Origin of the sequence: Sodalis sp. RH20, from assembly GCF_047324205.1 — a bacterium.
GTDB lineage: Bacteria > Pseudomonadota > Gammaproteobacteria > Enterobacterales > Enterobacteriaceae > Acerihabitans.
In genome coordinates this window covers 5338731-5358024 of sequence record NZ_CP178733.1, presented here as the reverse complement: position 1 = coordinate 5358024, position 19294 = coordinate 5338731, and the positions used below count along the sequence as shown (strand labels likewise).

21 protein-coding genes and 1 pseudogene are annotated in these 19294 nt (G+C 63.8%); 16 read left to right on the top strand and 6 right to left on the bottom strand.

Translation table 11 applies throughout. The features are described from left to right. The first annotated feature begins 4 nt into the window (after window positions 1-4). The 16 genes from copD (at window position 5) to ACL2XM_RS24255 (ending at window position 14724) form a co-directional block, all read left to right on the top strand. Window positions 5-949, top strand: coding sequence for a copper homeostasis membrane protein CopD (gene copD / locus ACL2XM_RS24330; protein ID WP_413731827.1), 945 nt, complete (start codon window positions 5-7; stop codon window positions 947-949). Window positions 950-1023: 74 nt separating this feature from the next. Further along, window positions 1024-1908 (top strand): LysR family transcriptional regulator, encoded by an 885-nt coding sequence (locus ACL2XM_RS24325; protein ID WP_413731826.1) that lies wholly within the window; start codon window positions 1024-1026, stop codon window positions 1906-1908. A gap of 661 nt (window positions 1909-2569) precedes the next feature. Then, a complete protein-coding gene (locus ACL2XM_RS24320) occupies window positions 2570-3331 on the top strand; it encodes a hypothetical protein (RefSeq protein WP_159558689.1) in 762 nt (253 codons plus the stop codon). 109 nt (window positions 3332-3440) lie between these two features. Further along, window positions 3441-3659, top strand: a complete 219-nt coding sequence (locus ACL2XM_RS24315; protein WP_413731824.1) for an AlpA family transcriptional regulator — start codon at window positions 3441-3443, stop codon at window positions 3657-3659. 45 nt (window positions 3660-3704) lie between these two features. After that, window positions 3705-4556, top strand: a complete 852-nt coding sequence (locus ACL2XM_RS24310) for a ParA family protein (RefSeq protein WP_413731822.1) — start codon at window positions 3705-3707, stop codon at window positions 4554-4556. Further along, entirely contained in the window at window positions 4553-4810 is a 258-nt protein-coding gene (locus ACL2XM_RS24305; protein WP_413731820.1) for a type II toxin-antitoxin system HicA family toxin, read from the top strand. Before ACL2XM_RS24310 ends, ACL2XM_RS24305 begins: the two co-directional genes overlap by 4 nt. After that, window positions 4803-6524: a ParB family protein gene (locus ACL2XM_RS24300; protein WP_413731819.1), complete on the top strand. Its 1722-nt coding sequence runs from the start codon at window positions 4803-4805 to the stop codon at window positions 6522-6524. Before ACL2XM_RS24305 ends, ACL2XM_RS24300 begins: the two co-directional genes overlap by 8 nt. 18 nt (window positions 6525-6542) lie before the next feature. Continuing rightward, window positions 6543-7103: a DUF2857 domain-containing protein gene (locus ACL2XM_RS24295; RefSeq protein ID WP_413731817.1), complete on the top strand. Its 561-nt coding sequence runs from the start codon at window positions 6543-6545 to the stop codon at window positions 7101-7103. A 3-nt stretch (window positions 7104-7106) separates the two neighbouring features. Next, the gene (locus ACL2XM_RS24290; protein WP_413731816.1) at window positions 7107-8312 is read left to right on the top strand and encodes an STY4528 family pathogenicity island replication protein; all 1206 of its coding nucleotides are present in this window, start codon (window positions 7107-7109) and stop codon (window positions 8310-8312) included. Between the two features lie 145 nt (window positions 8313-8457). Continuing rightward, entirely contained in the window at window positions 8458-9246 is a 789-nt protein-coding gene (locus ACL2XM_RS24285; RefSeq protein WP_413731814.1) for a PFL_4669 family integrating conjugative element protein, read from the top strand. Then, window positions 9243-9791, top strand: a complete 549-nt coding sequence (locus ACL2XM_RS24280; RefSeq protein WP_413731812.1) for a DUF3158 family protein — start codon at window positions 9243-9245, stop codon at window positions 9789-9791. Before ACL2XM_RS24285 ends, ACL2XM_RS24280 begins: the two co-directional genes overlap by 4 nt. Continuing rightward, entirely contained in the window at window positions 9788-10186 is a 399-nt protein-coding gene (locus ACL2XM_RS24275) for a single-stranded DNA-binding protein (protein WP_413731811.1), read from the top strand. The genes ACL2XM_RS24280 and ACL2XM_RS24275 overlap by 4 nt, the downstream gene beginning before the upstream one ends. A 248-nt stretch (window positions 10187-10434) precedes the next feature. Beyond that, window positions 10435-12450 (top strand): DNA topoisomerase III, encoded by a 2016-nt coding sequence (locus ACL2XM_RS24270; RefSeq protein WP_413731809.1) that lies wholly within the window; start codon window positions 10435-10437, stop codon window positions 12448-12450. 788 nt (window positions 12451-13238) lie between these two features. After that, window positions 13239-13469, top strand: a complete 231-nt coding sequence (locus tag ACL2XM_RS24265; protein WP_413731807.1) for a hypothetical protein — start codon at window positions 13239-13241, stop codon at window positions 13467-13469. A gap of 30 nt (window positions 13470-13499) precedes the next feature. Continuing rightward, a complete protein-coding gene (locus tag ACL2XM_RS24260; protein ID WP_413731806.1) occupies window positions 13500-13892 on the top strand; it encodes a hypothetical protein in 393 nt (130 codons plus the stop codon). 106 nt (window positions 13893-13998) lie between these two features. Next, window positions 13999-14724 carry an ABC transporter substrate-binding protein gene (locus ACL2XM_RS24255; protein WP_413731805.1) on the top strand — a complete coding sequence of 242 codons (726 nt, stop codon included), beginning with the start codon at window positions 13999-14001 and terminating at the stop codon, window positions 14722-14724. A gap of 68 nt (window positions 14725-14792) precedes the next feature. Here the strand turns inward: ACL2XM_RS24255 and ACL2XM_RS24250 are convergent, their stop codons facing one another. From ACL2XM_RS24250 to arsC, 6 genes and pseudogenes are all read right to left on the bottom strand, one after another. Further along, on the bottom strand, window positions 14793-15965 hold the full coding sequence (locus ACL2XM_RS24250) for an MFS transporter (protein ID WP_413731803.1): 1173 nt from the start codon (window positions 15963-15965) through the stop codon (window positions 14793-14795). Between the two features lie 72 nt (window positions 15966-16037). Then, on the bottom strand, window positions 16038-16790 hold the full coding sequence (arsH, locus tag ACL2XM_RS24245) for an arsenical resistance protein ArsH (protein WP_413733264.1): 753 nt from the start codon (window positions 16788-16790) through the stop codon (window positions 16038-16040). Window positions 16791-16907: 117 nt separating this feature from the next. Then, the gene (locus ACL2XM_RS24240) at window positions 16908-17288 is read right to left on the bottom strand and encodes a PadR family transcriptional regulator (protein WP_413731802.1); all 381 of its coding nucleotides are present in this window, start codon (window positions 17286-17288) and stop codon (window positions 16908-16910) included. A 66-nt stretch (window positions 17289-17354) separates the two neighbouring features. Beyond that, window positions 17355-18422 (bottom strand): ACR3 family arsenite efflux transporter, encoded by a 1068-nt coding sequence (gene arsB, locus ACL2XM_RS24235; RefSeq protein ID WP_413731801.1) that lies wholly within the window; start codon window positions 18420-18422, stop codon window positions 17355-17357. 44 nt (window positions 18423-18466) lie between these two features. Beyond that, window positions 18467-18850 carry a GNAT family N-acetyltransferase gene (locus tag ACL2XM_RS24230; RefSeq protein ID WP_413733263.1) on the bottom strand — a complete coding sequence of 128 codons (384 nt, stop codon included), beginning with the start codon at window positions 18848-18850 and terminating at the stop codon, window positions 18467-18469. A gap of 57 nt (window positions 18851-18907) precedes the next feature. Next, a pseudogene (gene arsC, locus ACL2XM_RS24225) lies at window positions 18908-19291 on the bottom strand (arsenate reductase (glutaredoxin)); the annotation flags it as partial. Between the last annotated feature and the right edge of the window lie 3 nt (window positions 19292-19294).

The following is a 19294-nucleotide window of genomic DNA, read 5'->3' as shown; positions in this document are numbered from 1 at the left end:
CGTCATGTCCAGCCTGCTCGACTACGCGCTTCGGTTCGCGCAGTATCTGAACCTGATGCTGCTGTTCGGATTACCACTGTTCGCGTGGTACGGTCCGGCCATCTCAACGATCAGCGCTGATCAACGCTCCCCCCTGCCCAGAGGGTTCTTGAGCCTCGGGCTCCTGATCTGTGCGATGCTCGGCTTGGCGCTGGTGGGCATTGAGATTGCCCGCAGTGCTGCTGGCATCATGGGGGTCGCGGTTTCCGAGCTGGCGCGGGACGACGTGGCCTGGTATCTGTTCGACACCGCCGCCGGGCGCGCCGGGCTGACGCGAGCATTGCTGCTGGTACTGCTGCTTGCTGTACTTGGCTGGCAGTCGCGGCGCGCCGAACGCCCATTCCCCATTCGGCGGGTAACCCTACTCGCCGGTGTGGCGCTAGTCAGCCTGGCTTGGAACGGACACGCTGCCGGTGGCGAGGGGGTAACTGGCACGGTGCGGCTGCTGGCCGGTATCGCGCACCTGCTCGCTGCCGGCGGCTGGATCGGCGCCATCTTCGCCTTGCTGATTCTGCTCGTTCGACACGGCAAACCCGCCGCGGGTGAGGGCTTACGCATGCTGTGGCGGGCACTACACACCTTTTCGCGGCCGGGCACGGTCTTCGTCGGCGTCCTGGTGGTGACCGGCATCCTTCACTATGGGGACCTGGTCGGCTGGTCCATCGCAGCGCTGTTTCACAGCCGGCACGGCAACCTGATGCTGCTCAAGCTGGCGCTATTCGCTGCGATGCTGGGCCTCGCCGCCCTGCATCGCTGGTGGTTGGTGCCCCGGCTCGAACGTGACATCCATACCGGCACCTCCTCGCACTCTGCACAGTACCTGCGACAGAGTGTGGCCATCGAGGCGACGATCGCGCTCCTGATTCTGGTAAGCGTAGCGGTACTCGGCACTCTCAGCCCGCATGGATGAACTCCTCCCGAGAAGTAGCGGGCATCAATTGAATAGTGCCGTCATGGATATTGCGCACGAATGGAGAGTATCTCATGGAGTTACGCCATCTTCGATGCTTTATTGCCGTGGCCGAAGAGCTGCATTTCAGCCGGGCCGCCGAGCGCCTGCACATTGAGCAATCTCCCCTGTCGCGGACCATCAAGAATCTCGAATCCGACCTGGGCGTCGTCCTCCTCGAACGCGCATCCCGTGGCACACGCCTGACCTGGGCCGGCCAGGTCTTCCTGGAAGATGCTCGTCGCGTCCTTATGTCCCTGGAACAAGCCAAAGCAAATGCCAAGGCTGCGGCCACTGGCTATCGCGGTACGTTGCGCATCGCCCTTTCCGACGGTATCGCCCGAGTCCGCTTAAGCACGCTGCTCGCCCTGTGTAGAGAAGAAGAACCGGAAGTCGAGATCCGGCTGTCGGAGATGCCGTTCTCGCAGCAACTGAAAGGTCTACGCAACGATATGTACGATGTCGGCTTCACACTCGCCGATGAAGTCGAGGAAGGACTCATCGCCGAGCCGGTCTGGCGTGATCCGCTGGTCGTGGCTGTGCCGGCCAGGCATCCCTTGCTGGCACATAAGCGCGTGCCGCTGGACGAGGTACTGAACTATCCATTGGTGCTTTGCCATCCCGAAGTCTGCAAGGGTTGCAGTCAGCAGTTGGAGCGCCTGCTGCAAACAGCGGGTGCGCAGCCGACCGTGGCCGAACACGTGGCCACGCATGATCTGATGTTGGCGCTGGTGGCGGCAGGCTATGGCATCGGGTTCTCCAGCGCAGCACACATTTCAGCATGCAAAACCACGGATGTGGTCGCACGCCCTCTGGCCGGACATTCCATCATGCTCACGACCTACTTGTTGAGGCCCGATATCGAGCCGTCCGAACAGTTGAGCAGCTTTATTCGCCGGGCAAGCAAGGTCGCCACGTAAATCCGGCGCCCCTGTATGGCAACAAAATCTTGGCAGCACCCCCGGTTGCAGAGCGGCTTCACCGGCCCACGGATGTCGGCGAGCTGGAGCAACCCGCTATCCACCGACGACGCGATTGATGCCACATTTAGGGCGCCACAGCGACCCAAAGCCGTTTCTTTTTAGGTCTCCATCAAGACCTGTGCGGTATGTGTCGCCGCGCTTTCCGCCGCCAGACCGCTGCCAACACGACATGCGTATGCACTCTGGCTTTATAGGTGTAAGCCAGCATCGCGCTCGCTCCAAACGGCGCCGATCCAAGAATTCGTTGTAGGCCGCCAAGCGCGTCAGCCTTGAGACTTTCCGGGTCTGAACCAAGCCTGTAGCACGACGACATTCCATCAAGACCTGTCAGGTCTTTACGGTGCCGTTACAAGCAAGAAGACTCCAATATCCGCCCCAACCAACCCCAACCGGGAGGCGGAAGCACTTGGCCACTATGAAATCAGGACTGTCTGCGAAATGGCAGGAATCGAAGAAGTTGAGGATACAGCGCCCTGACATATCCTCATAGCACTAGCCATACCACCAGTCCTACCTTTGCTGGATCGCACTCAGGCGGCGACAGCAGCAAGACGATATCCGTCCAAGTGAAACCCGGAAGCATTGTCGGAGGAGACGGATGGCTGGCACAGAAACGCGCAAGACAAGCGCCCCTCACCATTCCAAAGTGTTTTATCGACCCATTGAGGCAGCCATCCGATGGAGCAGACTGATCCGGTTTGAAACCCACATTCTCGACACCTTGGGAACCAGGCAAATTCCCGATGCCGGGGATTTTCCAAGATGGCCGATGCTTCGTCTCAACACCGAGCGCATGTTCGACGCGATCAGGAATGGCGACCTCCTGTATGGCAAAGCCGGCATTACCTGCGACGACGCTTCGCTGATCGATGATCCAGGTCTCACCGTTCGGCACGTCGATCTCAAGACATGGATGTCGCGCTTCTACCCCGACCAGAGACCTGCCTTTCTTTTCGACGCGATAGAGCGCCGGCTCCACCCGGCGGTCAGCATCGAAACCGTTCAAACGCTGCTGGCCGAACAGGAAGCACTCAAGATTCGCCTCGCGGACCGCGAACAATCCTTCAGCACGCTGCATGAGCAACATAAGCTCCTGTGCAGGCAGGCCGAAAGCTGGGACTCGGCAGGTCGCGAGGTCACACCCCGCAGCGAAACTACCTATCTCAACATCGTTGGCGGGCTGCTGACGCTGCTGCTCGGCAAGTCGCCGGGCGGCATGCCGTATTCATCATTCGAGACGATGGATTCCGTCATCAGCGCACTGCTCGCCCACTACGAAGGCCGACCGGGAATCAGCGAACGCACCCTATGGGCGAAATTCGCCGAGGCAAAGCGGCATCTGGACGCCAGCGCACGCTGACTGCAATTGCAGTCACACCGTCTGCAATTGCAGTGCAAACGGTTCCTGTGCGCTATTGAATACGAGGCACTTTCCGAACAGCGCCGACGAGCGTCAAGGAGTGCCCACCATGTCTTCGCAGATCACCGCCCCGGCGATGCCGGTTGAACGTCGCATCCTGCGCCGCGCCGAAGTCGAAGCCAAGACCGGCTTCAAGCGTGCGCACATCTACAGCCTGATGAAAGACGGCAAGTTCCCCAAGGCGCTGCGCCTGGGCGTGCGCGCCGTGGGCTGGGATTCGGCCGAGATCGACCAGTGGATCGCTGATCGCCTCAAAGAGCGCGCCTGACGCTTCTCCTTTTTCCGGTTCGTCCCATTCCGTGAGGAGAAGCCCATGCAAGTGGTATCCATCATTTCGACCAAGGGCGGCGTAGGCAAGACGACCACGGCGGCCAACCTGGGCGGCTTCGCCGCCGATGCCGGGCTGAGCGTGCTGCTGCTGGACCTGGACGTGCAGCCCACACTGTCGAGCTATTTCGAGCTGGGAGCACGCGCGCCCGCCGGCATCTACGAGCTGCTGGCCTTCAACGAACAGGACATCGAGCGCCTGGTGTCGCGCACCACGATCGCTGGCCTGGACCTGGTGCTCTCCAACGACGACAAGGGGCAGTTGAACACCCTGTTGCTGCATGCGCCGGACGGACGGCTCCGGTTGCGCAACCTGCTGCCCACCTTCCGTGCGCACTACGACCTGATACTGATCGATACGCAGGGCGCGCGCAGTGTCCTGCTTGAAATGGCCGTGCTGGCTTCCGATCTGGCGGTGTCGCCGGTCACGCCGGAGATCCTCGCCGCCCGCGAGTTCCGGCGCGGCACCCTGCAACTGATGCGGGACATCGCGCCATACCAACGTCTCGGCATCACGACCCCGCCGCTACGCCTGCTCATCAATCGTGTGCATCCGGTGTCCAGCAACGCGCGCCTCATACAGCAGGCGCTACGCGACCTGTTCCAATCCGAGCCCGGCATCGCCGTACTCGATACCAGCATCCCGGCCATCGAAGCCTACCCACGCGCATCGACACAGGCCCTGCCAGTGCATCGTGTGGAACAACGACGTCCAACAGGACGGACGACACCGGCCGCCTTCGACACGATGCGCGCACTCGCCTGCGAACTGCTGCCGAGTTGGGAACCCTCGTTCACTCGGCTGAAGGCGGGAGCGCACCGGAGGGGCGGCGTATGACCACCGCGCGATCCCTCCATCGTGGAAACAAACGGCTGAAGCCACTCATCGACTTCGCCTTGAAGGAAGGCTGGGAGGTCGTTCGCACGTCTGGCGGACACTTGAAATTCACCAAACCGGGGCTGCCTCCGATCTACACCGGCTCGACGCCCAGCGACCGCCGCGCCGGCCTCAACGCACGCGCTCGACTGCGCCGCACCAACCGCGCCACCGACCTGCAAACGACGGCAAAGGGGGGCGACGCCGATGGCTGAGCTGACCTCGCAAGACATGGCGACCAAGTTGCTGGCCGACCGCTTCGAGCGCAGCGGCCCGGTCGCCGATGCGCTCAGCGATCCCATCGCCGATACCCCCATGACGGTGACGCTGGACCAGCTCCAGCCGTATGACCTCAATCCGCGCGTCACGCGCAACCCGCGCTACGACGAGATCAAGGCATCGATCCGGGAACGCGGCCTCGATGCGCCGCCGGCCATCACCCGCCGCCCCGGCGAGACGCACTACATCATTCGCAACGGCGGCAACACACGGCTGGCCATCCTGCGCGAGCTGTGGAGCGAAGCGAAGGACGAGCGCTTCTTCCGCATCTCCTGCCTGTTCCGGCCCTGGCCCGAGCGCGGCGAGATCATCGCGCTCACCGGCCATCTGGCCGAGAACGAACTGCACGGCGGCCTGTCATTCATTGAGCGCGCCCTGGGTGTGGAGAAGGCCCGCGAACTCTACGAACAGGAGTCGGGCCAGACGCTGACGCAGAGCGAGCTGGCACGTCGCCTCAGTGCCGACGGCTATCCGATCGCCCAGCCACACATCAGCCGTATGCAGGACGCCGTGCGCTACCTGTTGCCGGCGATCCCGTCCGTGCTCTACGGCGGCCTGGGCCGCCCCCAGGTGGAACGGCTGACAGCCCTGCGCAGGGCGAGCGCACGGATATGGGAAGCACGCGGTGCGAGCAAACGGCTGGCCGTCGATTTTCCTTCGCTGTTCAACGACGTGCTCGCCGTGTTCGACGGCGACACCGACGGCTTCTCGATCAAGCGGGTGCAGGATGAACTGATCGGGCAGATGGCCGAGTTGCTGGAGGCCGACTACGACAGCTTGACGCTGGAGATCGGCGAGACCGAGAACCGGCAACGTGCGCTGACCAGCGATCCGTCGCCCCACGCGCCGCCGTCCGGCAACGCCACGGCCGCGCCCGTGACACTACAGCCACCGCACTCACCCGACCCGGCGCCGCCAGCACCCATTGCGCAGCCCCCAGCCTCATCGCCAAAGCCACAACAGGCACCGGAGCCGCCGGCAGCGTCCCCACCCTCGGAAACGCCCGACAGTTCGCAGCCTTCGGACGACGATCACGACGAACGCCTGCGAGGCCATATCGTGTCACCGGCGCCGACCACCGAGCGCTTGCAGGCGATCCAGCGCCTGGTGGCCGACCAGACCGGCGAAGCGTTGCCGGACTTCGAGGCGAATGTCTTGCAGGCAATTCCAGTGCAAGCCGGCGGGCTCTACCCGATTTCCGATGTCTGGTACATCGAACCGGGCCTGGACGCGCCGGACCGGCTGCGCGTGCATATCGTGCAGTTCGCGCGCGAGATCGCCGAGGAAGCCGGACAAGCCGAACGCATCGAGGCCGTCGATGACGGTATCGGCTTCATCTGCGACACAGGCGCCCTCTCGACGGACCCGCATGCGATGTCGCTCCTCGCTCGCGCCACGCTCACCCTTCTGCACGCCCTCAGTGCGGGATACCGGCCGGCGGCCGCAGCACCCACCACCCTCGACAACCTGCGTCTGACCGATGCCCTCGGTCCGCTGCTGCAGGGTCGGAAGAATGGCGACAAGGCTCAGGCTTCGCGCCTGAGCGACAACGGCCTGGTCAAACTCTTTCGCCTGCTGCGACTCGCGCGCCGGCTGCTGGAACTGGAATCCGGCATCGCATCGGGCACGCCCGTCTCCACCGAACCGTAAGGCAGAGGGAGACACACCATGTCGGCACCGCATCCGCTCAACCAGGCCGTGATCGCCCAGGCGCTGCACGATCTGCGCAACGGCCAGTTGCGCCGCTGCAAGGCGATGGGCTTCGGCGACCGGGAGCTGGATGCACTCAAACACCCGGAGCTGGTCAGCATGCTGGTCAACGCCACGGTGTCCTGGTGCTCGGTGAAGGTGAACCGCGAGGTACTGCAACGCCTGTTGAACCAGATGGGGGACGTCGAGAAGGAGATTGCCACCGTGGATCGCATGCTCCGCCTGGGCGCGAGTACGGAAATGGTCAGCAAGTTCTACGGCCTGACCCATCAGGAAGTGGCGCTGCGCCGGGATGTTCTCGGCCTGCCCAAACGCAAGGGCCGCCATCCGGTATTGAGCGAGGAACAGGACACCGGCTTGTGGGGGCGCTGGAAACCCGCCGTCGAACGACGCGGCATCGCGCTGGACGACGACATGGCGATGCTCGACCTCACGCTCGATCTTGCCGAAGAACTCGCCCTGCCGGCCTCCGTCATCTGGGCGACGATTCGGGGCTGGATCGACCAGGGACTGGTGTAGATCATGGAGATCGACAAGCCTCATCGTGGAGGCGGTCCGGTCTCGCTCTCTGCCCTGCTGGACGAGGCCGCCCAGCGCTTGCCGCCACGACAGGCCGGGCCGATGGCCACCGATGGATTCCTGTTCAGCGGCAACCGTCACGAGAGCGTGCCGCGCGCGCTGTTCTTCGATCATCGACTCACACCGCTGGAACGCAACGCCTGGCAGGTGTTCCGGCTGCTGCTCGACGACGACGGCATCACCGCCTTTCCCACCTACGAACAACTCCGCCCCTACCTGGCCTCGACCCCGTGCGCGTCGAAGGCGTCCCACGAGACGGTGGCGCGCGCCCTCACGCTACTGCGCCTGACGCGCTGGCTCAGCCTGGTGCGGCGAAGGCGCGATCCGCGCACCGGGCGCATCCAGGGCAACCTGTACGTGCTGCACGATGAGCCGCTGACGCCCTTCGAGGCCATGCAGCTCGATCCCGACTACCTGGACCTGGTAAACCAGGCATTGACGCATGCGAGCAAGGCCGTGCGACATATCGGCGTCCAAACGCTCAAGGAGATCGCCGAAGACCCGCTGCTCAACGGCTGCGCCCTGCCCACGCGCCTGCAGGTGCTGGCGCAGCGGTTGGCGAGCCAGGAGTGGAACCCACTCGAAAGTTATCCACAGGACGAGACGCTTCACGAAACCGAAGAAGGCCCGGAAGCCCTTCTTCGGCACGGAGAACAGCCGTCTTCGGAATCCGAAGCGGGTCGCAAAGCCCCGTCAGACGGCATTCTTCGGAATTCGAAGCAGGACCGTACAGTACGTAAAGAAAGTATTAAAAATAATAAAATACGTACAGTACCGCGCGCGCGAGAAAACCTTCGTCTGCCTCAGCGCTTTCTCGTCATGAAGGACGAACAGCAGTCAGGCGCGCTGGTCGCGCTTCAGCGGGTGGACGACACGCTGCAACAGGCGGTGCTCGACGAATGGGCGGCCCGCTGCCAGGCCGGCGGCATTCGCAACCCGGCGGGTTATCTCTTCGGGCTCATCCAGAAGGCGATCAAGGGCGAGTTCCATGCCTGGGCCGGCCAGCCAGAACATGCACCAACCGTCATTTCACCCTCGTCTCTGGAATCACTGCGCGCACCCGAACGCGACTGGTCTCCGCCAGCGATCGATCACGAGGCCGCACAGCAGCATCTGACCCGCCTGCACGATTTGTTCAAGGAGCCTTGAAGTCAGCGGCTATACCAGTGGTATAGCGCAACAGCCTGCCTTCCCGGTCCGGCAAACAGGCGGCGGCGCAATGCGGTTTGTTGACTGACAGCCTTCCGCCGCTTGTCGATGCTGGCGACTCGTCCATTCACAGCGAGTCGCCCCTATGGCAAACGAACCCCTGCAACTGAATCTCGGGTCGCTGCGCAGCGCGATGGCGCTGACGCTGCACACGCATCACGCCTCACGTATCTGGCACGGTCGCACGCCCGCCGAAGGCCGGCCCGGCATCATCGGCCTGAACGGTTTCATCTCCATCATGAACAAGCTCAAGCGCGGCGCCGAACAGGACGACCCCTACTCGGACTGGTGGATGCTGCGCGTGGAGGAAAAGATCGCCGACACCAAGACGCGCCTGCAAACGCTGCGCGAACAGGTTGACCAGGCCCTGGCCGACGTGCCGCCCGCACTCAGCCTGGGCGAGAACCTCAACGTGCAGCCGGTCAAGCTGCCGCTGTTTGTCAATTCGCAGTTGGGGTTCATGGCGGTCTACCTGCTGGCCGACTACGACGATCTGGCGCGGCGTCTGATCCTGGCGCATCACACAGCATTGATCGATCGCAGCACCCTGGAGCGCTGGCTCAACGATGGCGCGCATGCGCTGCGCAGCCTGTTCTCCCTGGCTCAGCAGTACCGCTATTCCGGCACGACGCGCAACGACTTCGCGGCGAAGAACGCAGCGGCGCGCGCGGCACTGGAGAAGTTCGGCGAACTGCCGACCGACGTGCTCGAAGGCACGCGCCGCTCGCGCTTCGCACCGCCGATCAACCGCCGGTCATCACAGGACGTCAAGCCGGAGAAGGTGGAAAACCCGAGCGCTGCGCCAGCCGACGAGGCCACGGACGACGACGCGAAGGATGACGATGCCGCGTCCGATGAGGATGAGCCAGCATGACGGAATCCACTCTCGCCGGCACACCGGCACGCTTCACGCCACTGGAACAGACGGACTTCCAGCGACTGGAACACTCAGCCTACCTAAAGGGCCTTTTAACGCCTTTTAAGGGTAAGGGTCTGGAGACCTGGGCCAACCAGTGCGCGGCATTGCGTGACGACCTGATCGTGCTGGCGCAACGGCGGGTACTGCCCCAGGCGCGCGGCTATCCCTTCAGCCTGCTCGGTGTGCAACTGGCCCAGCAGACGACTGGCGCAGGCACGACCTTTCTGCGCTGGCGCAACTTCGACCGTTCCAGCATGGGCGTCGCCTTGTGGGAAGGGCTGCTGGCCGATCCCGCGACGCCCGCTTCACTGATCGATGACCTTTACGCGATGGAGTTGCAGCGGATCGCGCTGAACATGCAGATCAGCCTCACGCACAGCATCGCCCGCCAGGCCCTCGAATGCGCCAACAAGGCGGCCCAGGCCGAGGCGGCCTACCAGCGCCGCATCCATGGGCACGGCATCACGACTCACCCCACCACTCCACAGGAGGCACCATGAGCACCCACTTCTATGGCGAAGGCAACATCGGCTCTGCGCCGGAATACCGCGAGTTTCCCAATGGCAACGATGAGCCGAACCGGCGACTGCGCTTGAACGTGTACTTCGACAACCCGATCCCGAAGCGCGACGGTGAATACGAAGATCGCAACGGCTTCTGGGCGCCGGTCAACATCTGGCATCGGGACGCAGAGCACTGGGCCAGCCTGTACCAGAAGGGCATGCGCGTCGTGGTCAGCGGACGCATGGAACGCGAGCCCTGGGAAGACAAGGACGACAATCCCCGCGAGACGTGGCAGATCAACGCGCGCAGCGTGGGCATCCTGCCGTATCGGATCGAAGCCGTGACCCTGAGCGCCAAGGGCCAGGCGGCCGAACCATCCCAAGACGAGTAACCCCGCTCCGCGATCCCGAGTGAGCGGCTGGACCAGTTTTCAGCCGCTCACTGTGCGCCAGTCGCGCGCTCGTTATACCAGTGGCATAGCGCCGCCGCGTTCCGCTGCGCTCCAATCGCCCCGGCGCTCCACTGCCTACCGAAAGCCGGTCTGAGGCAGCTCCGGCTTGTTTGCTGCCACGACTGCGCCGACTCGCCATGCTGAAGCCCATCACAGGAAACGCCATGCCATGACGAAGGAGGCCAAGCGTGCGGGTCTATCTGTGCGAGAAGCCTTCGCAGGGCAAGGACATCGCCAGGGTGTTGGGCGCCCGGCAGCGCGGCAATGGCTGCTACAGCGGCTCGGACATCACAGTGACCTGGTGCATCGGCCACCTTGTCGAAGCGGCACCGCCGGAAGCCTACGGCGAACAGTTCAAGCACTGGTCCATCGAGCAGTTGCCCATTATTCCCGAGCGCTGGCGCATCGAGGTCAAGGCCAAGACCGCCACGCAATTCAAGATCGTGAAGCAGCTTGTCGCACAAGCCGGCGAACTGGTGATCGCCACCGACGCCGATCGCGAAGGCGAGATGATCGCCCGCGAAATCATCGATCTGTGCGGCTACCGTGGGCCGGTGCAGCGACTGTGGCTGTCGGCGCTGAACGATACGTCGATCCGCAAAGCGCTTGGCGCGCTCAAGCCATCGGCCGAGACGCTGCCCCTGTACTACTCGGCACTCGCCCGCTCGCGGGCGGACTGGCTGATCGGCATGAATCTGAGCCGCCTGTTCACCGTACTCGGTCGCCGGGCAGGCTACTCGGGCGTGCTTTCAGTCGGTCGCGTGCAGACACCGACGCTGAAACTGGTGGTGGACCGCGACCGCGAAATCGCGCGCTTCGTCTCCGTGCCGTATTGGACCATCGACGTCGTGCTGTCCCACGCGGGCCAGTCCTTCACGGCAGGCTGGATGCCCCCCGGCGGCACCACGGACGCAGCCGGTCGCTGCCTGCAACAGCCGGTGGCGCAGCGGGCGGCTGACCAGATACGTGCTGGCCGTGAAGCGAAGGTGCTGTCGGTGGAGATCGAGCGCGTGCGCGAAGCCGCGCCGCTGCCGTTCGACCTGGGCACCTTGCAGGAAGTGTGCTCGCGACAGTTTGGTCTGGACGTACAGGAGACACTGGACATCGCGCAGTCCTTGTACGAAACGCACAAGGCGACGACTTATCCGCGCAGTGACTCCGGCTACCTGCCCGAGAGCATGCTGGCCGAAGTGCCGACCGTGCTCGACGCGCTGCTCGCCACCGATCCCAGCCTGCGCCCATTGATCAACCGGCTCGACAGGACACAGCGCACGCGCGCCTGGAACGACAGCAAGGTAACGGCGCACCACGGCATCATTCCCACGCTGGAGCCTGCGAAACTCTCGGCCATGTCGGAGAAGGAGCTGGGGGTCTACGCGCTGATCCGGGCGCACTACCTGGCGCAGTTCCTGCCGCATCACGAATTCGACCGCACGCAGGCGATGCTCGACTGCGCAGGGCAATCGCTACAGGCCGTGGGCAAGCAGGTCATCGCGCCGGGCTGGCGCCTGGCGCTCCCCGGAAAGAGGCAGGATGCGGCGGACGACGAGCCGGCCCAGCGCAGCCAGATCCTGCCGCCACTGGATACCGGAGCACGCTGCGGCGTCCAGCAGGTCGAACTGAAGGCACTGAAAACGCTGCCCCCCAAGCCCTACACCCAGGGCGAGCTGGTCAAGGCGATGAAGGGTGTCGCCAAGCTGGTCACCGATTCACGGCTGAAACAGAAGCTGAAGGAAACGACAGGCATCGGCACCGAGGCCACACGCGCCGGCATCATCAACGGCCTGTTGGCTCGCGGCTATCTGGTGAAGAAGGGACGCGCCATCCGCGCATCGGACGCGGCCTGCACGCTCATCGACACGGTGCCGGCGGCGATCACCGACCCCGGTACGACGGCGATCTGGGAACAGGCCCTGGACATGATCGAGGCCGGCCAGATGACGCTGGACACTTTCATCGACAAGCAATCGGCCTGGGTCGCACAGTTGGTTCAGCAGTATCGCGGCACCGTCCTGTCGATCAAGCTGCCCGAAGGACCAGCCTGTCCGGTGTGCGGCGCGACAACGCGCCAGCGCAACGGCAAGAACGGCGCCTTCTGGTCATGTAGCCGCTATCCCGATTGCAAGGGCACGCTGCCGGCCGATTCCTCGACGGGCAAGCGCAGGGCCTCGCGCAAGCGGCGCGCTGCGCCCAAAGCGTCCTGATGCCAATGAACACCTCTGCCGCGCCGGGATTTCACTGACGGCGAGGCAAACCGTCCCGCGTCCCGTGGGACTCCCCAGCGCGCGTCTCCTTCTGCAACGGTGTGCGCGTTCCGCCTGGCCGATACAGGGCCACGGGACGAGAAGGTCATTTCTCCACGAATAGCGCTCGTCGCCATTCCATTGATCAGTGTTCCTTCCGTCGATCGCGAGGGGTCTCCTGACGATTTGCCGCTGTGCGAATCGTCAGGAGACCCCTCGGGTCCACGGTACTCGGCGCCGGTGCCCGCCGGCGAAACAACGGGTTCCCTTTGTGCGCGGATGTGTGCCAGAGGCTTCCGACCCCAGCCACGAAACGGGTCGGGTGAGATTGCTGGACCAGCGGCAGGCTTTGACGACGGCCACGCCCTGCAACAGCCCACAGGTGGTGATTCTTCCCCGCCGAAGGCTCACGCCTTCGGCCGCTTTTTCCTTCACACCCACTTTCGCGGCGCCGATGCGCGACGCTCGGCAGGCAATCGGGCGACGACCGCGAGCGGATTTCGGCTCGCCAATGCACGCCAGGCCCCCGAACCTACACCCCATGCGCGCTGACCTCCGTCAGCACCATGCCCAGGCAGCTTCGGTCTTCAAAGCTGCGGTGCGGTTTCTCCGCGCCGACCGATCCAGTCCGCTTCGCATCGCTCCTGCGGACGATCGCCATGCCCTGGCGACGATGCTTCGTTCCACCCCACGGGAATCGCCCCGTCCCGTCGGGATGTGGCGCTTCCCATCCTTCATAGGAGAGCACCATGTCCTTCGATTCAGTCGCAACCAACCCCGTGACCCCTGCGGGTCTGCTGGCGCTGGCGTATGTGGGCAAAAGCCTGCCCTTGCAAGTGCTGCGCAGTGCCGCCGGACACTACATCGGCACCTTCGACGACGGTCCTGTTTCCCGCGAGTCCGTCGAGTATTTCCCGAGCCACGAGGCCGCTCGCCATGCCCTGGAAACCGGCGCATGGACGCAGCGCCAGTACCCGTGACCATCCACCTATCATCAGGAGAAAATCGTCATGAACACGATGAACGAGCAGGCGATCTTTGACGAGATCGCGCGCAACGATCTGTATTTCTCGCAAGCACCTCAAGCCTTTTTCCACGCCTGGAAGCGCGGCGTCGAGCTGGTCGGCCCCGGCCTGTTCGGCAACGGCACGCGGGAATGCCTGGACCTGGCCGTGGACAAGTGGGACTTGTGCCCGAACGTCGCCCACATCAAGAAGTCCATCGGTGCCATGAGTTCCGGCGAAAGGGTTTTTCTCGCCGCGATGGTGAGCTTCTATAACTCCAAGGACGGCGGTGCGTTGCTCAAGCGCGTCGGCGTCCATGGTCTGGCCGACCTGGGCGGCCTCGATATCGAGCGGCGCAAGATCATCGCCGCACTGATCCTCAACTACACCGGCTGGTAACAACGCCTGCGGACCGTCACCCGTGACGGCCACCGCTTCCTTCATCCCTCTGGGGTCGATCCCCGGCAGGGGATCGGCTCCGCCTTTCCTCTACTGGAGAATCATCATGAACCCCAATGCCAATCCCGTTTCCAATCCCTTCGTCCGTGGCTACAACGGCCTTTCCATTCAGCGAATGATCGCCATCGCCTACGATGACGATTGCCCGCTGACCTATCTTCCGTTGCACGCCTCGCAGTCCCATTTACGGGACGATGAGATCCTTCTGTTCGCCTGCATCTTCTGCGATGACTTCGCACTGGTCAGAGAAGAACAGAACGTGGCGGACGAACTGGCCCTACAGTGCCACAGCCACGGCGTTGCACGCACGGTGGTCTATGCCGTCATGGCGGACGACGCCGGGGCGCCGATGCATGTTGGCGATACCTACTCCGAGGAAGCCGCACGCGACGTGGTACGGCGTCTGCGTTTCGACACCGGCCACTACAGCCGCTGCTGGGAGATCAGTTCCGGGCATCTTCCCGAGGAAACGATGCAGTACCTCGAAGACCTCGCGGATACGTCCACGCTCACCGGCCTGTTGTTTGAAGCCTTCAGGATTCCTGACAGCGATGCCGTGGGCGTGAAACTGATCGCCACTCCCTGGACCGACGCCAACCTCGAAATCGTCGATGGCCGCGATGCCCAGGCCCTGCATAACGAGCAGGCGGATGCGTGCGTTCCTTCACCACTGCTGAACGTGCTGCACCTGGCCGCCATGGCGGACGTGCGCATACTGATCTTCGATCCGAACGCCGCGATACTGGACGGCCTGCCCGTCTACGAAGAATGACCCCCTCCACCTTGAGCCCCTTCACGGGGCTCTTTCCTTGTGCGGCCCGCATCACGCCGCGACTACGGTCACCGATGCGTCATCCAGAGCAAGGCCAGCAAAACAATGTTCGCCGCCGCCAGGGCGGCGAGCGCGTACAGGGACACGTTGCCGCCAACCAGGGAGATGAGCACCGCCCCCAGCAGCGGTGCAATGGCTTGGGCAATGAGTCCCGGCCGTGCCAGGCGCCCCATGAGCGGCCCGTAGCGGTCGGCCCCGAAGAACGACAGCGGCAGCGCCCCCTTGGCGATCGAGAAGATGCCGTTTCCTGCGCCGTAGAGGATCAGGGCGAGACCGACGAACGATGATCCGATCGCAAGCAGGATCAGTCCCGAGGCACACAACCCGACTGCCGCGCTCAACGTCCAGAGCGGATGATGGCGTCCACGGCCCGCCATCTCGCCGACGCGGGCGGCAACCTGCGCCGGCCCGATGAAGGCACCGAACGCGACCGCTTCCGCCAGAGAAAGGCCACGTGCCTGCAACAGCGTCAGCAGATGCACTGCGACGATCGTCACGAACATGCCGGTGATGATCTGGATCGCGGCAAACAGATGGTACTGCCGTCGCTCCAGTACCGTGAGGTGGATCGCCGGCTTGCCGACCAGATGATCGCCCACATTCTGCAAGCGGACGCTCGGCAGCTTCCAAAGGATCAGGGGCACACAAATGCCCAGGAGGATCGCGGCATAGGTCACGCAGGCACCCCGCCATCCGACATGCTCGACCAGCAGCGCCGAGAGCGGCCAGCATGCGGTGCTGGCGAACCCGCCCCACAGCGTCACCGCAGTGATGGCGGAACGCGCGTCACTGCCATAGATTTTTGCCAGCGACGCAAAGGCGGCATCGTAGAGACCGGCACCCATGCCGACGCCCAGGATGACCCATCCGAACAGGTAAAGCGGCAGGGATGACGATACGGCGAGGATCGCCAATCCAACCGCCAGCGACGTGCAGGCGAAAGTCAGGACCGGACGCCCGCCATGCTCCGCGATCGCGTCGCCCACGCGCGGAGACACCGCGCCTGCGGTCAACAACCCCAGCGAAAGCGCACCCACGACCCAGGCCATCGGCCAGCCCGTGTCCTTCGCGATGGGCTCCGCGAGCACCGCCAGCAGGTAGTACGAGCTGCCCCAGGCGAAGATCTGCACAACACCGAGGACCGGCACCACAAGGCGCGGCCTGCCGATAGAGCGTTCCACATTGGTTCTCTCAAAAGGGCCTGTTTCCGCATCGAAGGAAACCAGCGCCCGTAGGCCCCTTTTCGGGCCGGATCACGCGGGCTCGGACTGCCCGATGGCGATGGCCGACAGGTCCACGCTGGCATCGATCGGCTTGCCGGCGTCCTTGCGCTCCGAATAGCGATCCACCAACTGCGCGGCGTGCGGCCTTGTGAGAATGGTGAAACGGACCAGTTCCTCCATCACATCGACGATCCGGTCGTAGTAGCTCGAAGGCTTCATCCGGCCGCTTTCATCGAACTCCTGATATGCCTTGGCCACGCTGGATTGATTGGGGATCGTGAACATGCGCATCCAGCGGCCGAGCAGTCGCAGCGTGTTCACGGCATTGAAGCTCTGCGAACCGCCGGAGACCTGCATGACGGCGAGCGTGCGCCCTTGGGTCGGCCGCATGCCGCCCATGTTCAACGGCAGGTGGTCGATCTGCGTTTTCATCACGCTGGTAATCTGGCCGTGGCGTTCGGGGCTGCACCAGACCTGGCCCTCGGACCACATCGAGTGCTCACGCAGCTCGCGAACGGCAGGATGGTCGTCGTTGCCGATGCGATCGGGCAAAGGCAAATCGTGGGGATCGAAAATGCGCGTCTCAGCACCGAAGTACCGCAGGATGCGCGCCGCTTCCTCGACGGCCAGGCGCGAGTAGGAACGCTCGCGCAGCGAGCCGTAGAGCAGCAGAATGCGCGGCGGATGTGTGTCCGGCCCCAGGCCGTTTGCGGGCCGCTCGTACAGGAAGCGCGGGTCCAGCGCGGGCAGGTGATCCGGGTCAGAAAGAGAACGCAATGGCATCATTTACTCCTGTTTCACAAATCGGAACGGGCCATCGATCGGCAACGGGAACGGTTGCCTTGATCAATACCTTCTCCCTCGATACATCGATGGGTAAGGCATTGGCCCAAATAAAAATCACGATGGGCAGTGGATGTGCTCGGCGACTTCCATCCACGCCTTGGTCGCGACACTGAACGCCTCGCGACCGCGATCCGTCAGGGTGTAGACCTTGCGGCCTCGCCCCGACACGGTTTCCGCATGCACGGTGACGTAGCCCCCGCGCTCGAACTCGCGCAGCACCGGATAGATGGTGCCCTCCGTGGGCGTGCAGCACCCTCGGGTGGAGCACTCCACGGCCCGCGCGATTTCGTAACCGTGCATCGGACGAGCGCGCAGCACGCTCAAGATGAAGAACCTCGACAGGGACATCTTGATGAGGCCACTCCAGTACACCCGGTCGGTGTAGTCCACCGTTCGCCCGACGGTTTCCGCCAGCTCGTTCGCGTGACCCTCCATCCACTCACCCGCTCATGCTGAAATTGAGCGTGCAATGGGAACGGCAGCGGTATGCGGCAAAGTCGATCATGGCCGCATGGGAGCCGTGGCGGGGAACCACTTGCGGCCCAGCCGCAGGGCCACATGCACCATCATGATCAGCACCGGCACTTCCACCAGAGGGCCGATGATGGTCGTGAACGCGACGGGGGAGGCGAGCCCGAAGGTGGCAATGGCGACCGCGATCGCCAGCTCGAAGTTGTTGCCGGCCGCCGTGAAGGCGATCGCGGTGGTGCGCGGATAATCGACCGCGATCAGCTTCCCCATGAAGAAGCTGACGAGGAACTGGACGACGAAGTAGATGGTCAGCGGCACGGCGATCAACAGCGCGTCCATCGGCAGCCGCACCACGTCGCCGCCCTTGAGGCTGAACATGGCGACGATGGTGAACAGCAGCGCCGCCAGCGTGATCGGGCTTATCTTGGGCAGGAAAACCTTCTCGTACCACTCGGCGCCCTTTCTGCCGATCAGGATGCGGCGGGTCAGGTAGCCGGCCAGGAACGGAATGCCCAGGTAGATCAGCACGGCCTCGGTGATGGTCCAGAAGCTGACGTCGATGACGCTGCCCTGCAAGCCGAACAGCGGCGGCAGCACCGACAGGAAGAACCAGGCGTAGGTCGAGAAGAACAGAATCTGGAAGATCGAATTGAACGCGACCAGGCCCGCGACATACTGGTTGTCGCCCCGCGCCAACTGATTCCAGACCAGCACCATCGCAATGCAGCGGGCCAGGCCGATCAGGATCAGGCCGGTCATGTACTCGGGGTGGTCGCGCAGGAAGATCACCGCCAGCGCGAACATCAGCACCGGCCCGATCAGCCAGTTCTGCACCAGGGAGAGCAGGAGCACGCGCTTGTCGGCGAACACCCGATGCAGTTCCTCGTAGCGCACCTTTGCCAGCGGCGGGTACATCATAAGGATCAAGCCGATGGCGATCGGGATGTTGGTGGTGCCGACCGACATCGCGTTCAGCGCGTCGGGCAAGCCCTTGAAGATCATGCCCAGCACGACGCCCAGCGCCATGGCGGCGAAGATCCAGAGCGTGAGGTAGCGGTCTAGAAAGGACAGGCGGGATGCCGGTTGGGGTGATGCCATCAGGTAATCTCCTTGGATTCGGTACGGCCTAAGCCGGCGTCAATTCAGGGCCGCAGGGAACGGCTCCAGATGCGCGCATTGCTTGGGCAAAGTTGTGTGGCCTGACGGGTCTGCAAGATTTCTTCGGGCACCTGTCCGCGATCGAGGCGCGTGAAGCCGAGCTTTTCCAACCAGTCGTCCGCATTCGTCGTCAGCGCATAGCCTTGCTGCGCGCCGGCATCGAACGCACGGCGCATCAGCAGCAGCATGAGATTGCGGCCAATGCCGGAACCGTGATAGGCCGGCAGCACGACGATCGAGCGCAGCAGTGCGGCGTCACCATGGCGCTCGAAGCCGCCGTATCCCACGGTGTCGCCAGTCGGCAACCGAAATCGCAGCAGCGCGAGGTTCGGGTCGTCCAGGTCATCGACGGGTAGCCCGGCGGCCACCAGGGCCGCTCGCGGAGCGTCGTCCGCGCTGGCCGGCTCCGACAGCAAGGCGGATACGCCTTCTTCCTTGGTGAAGGCCAGTTGCGGATCGGACAGCAGTTCCAGCACCAGGTCGGAAGGCCGGCACAGTCGCACGCCCTTCGGAGCCACCACGATGGGCCGGTTGATCAGGATCGGATGCTCGACCATGACGCCGACGAGTTCATCGTCGCTCCACTTCGGATCGTCTAGGCCCAGTTCGCCGTAAGGCGTTCCTTTGACGCGCAGCAGGCCGCGCGCGGTCATGCCCATGCTGGCGATCAGCGAAGCCAGGGTGGCGCGGTCCGGCGGCGTCTTCAGGTACTCGATGACAACCGGCTCTATGCCGCTCTGGCGAAGCATCGCCAGTACGTTGCGCGAAGTGCCGCAGTCGGGGTTGTGGTAGATCGTGAATTCGCGCATTCA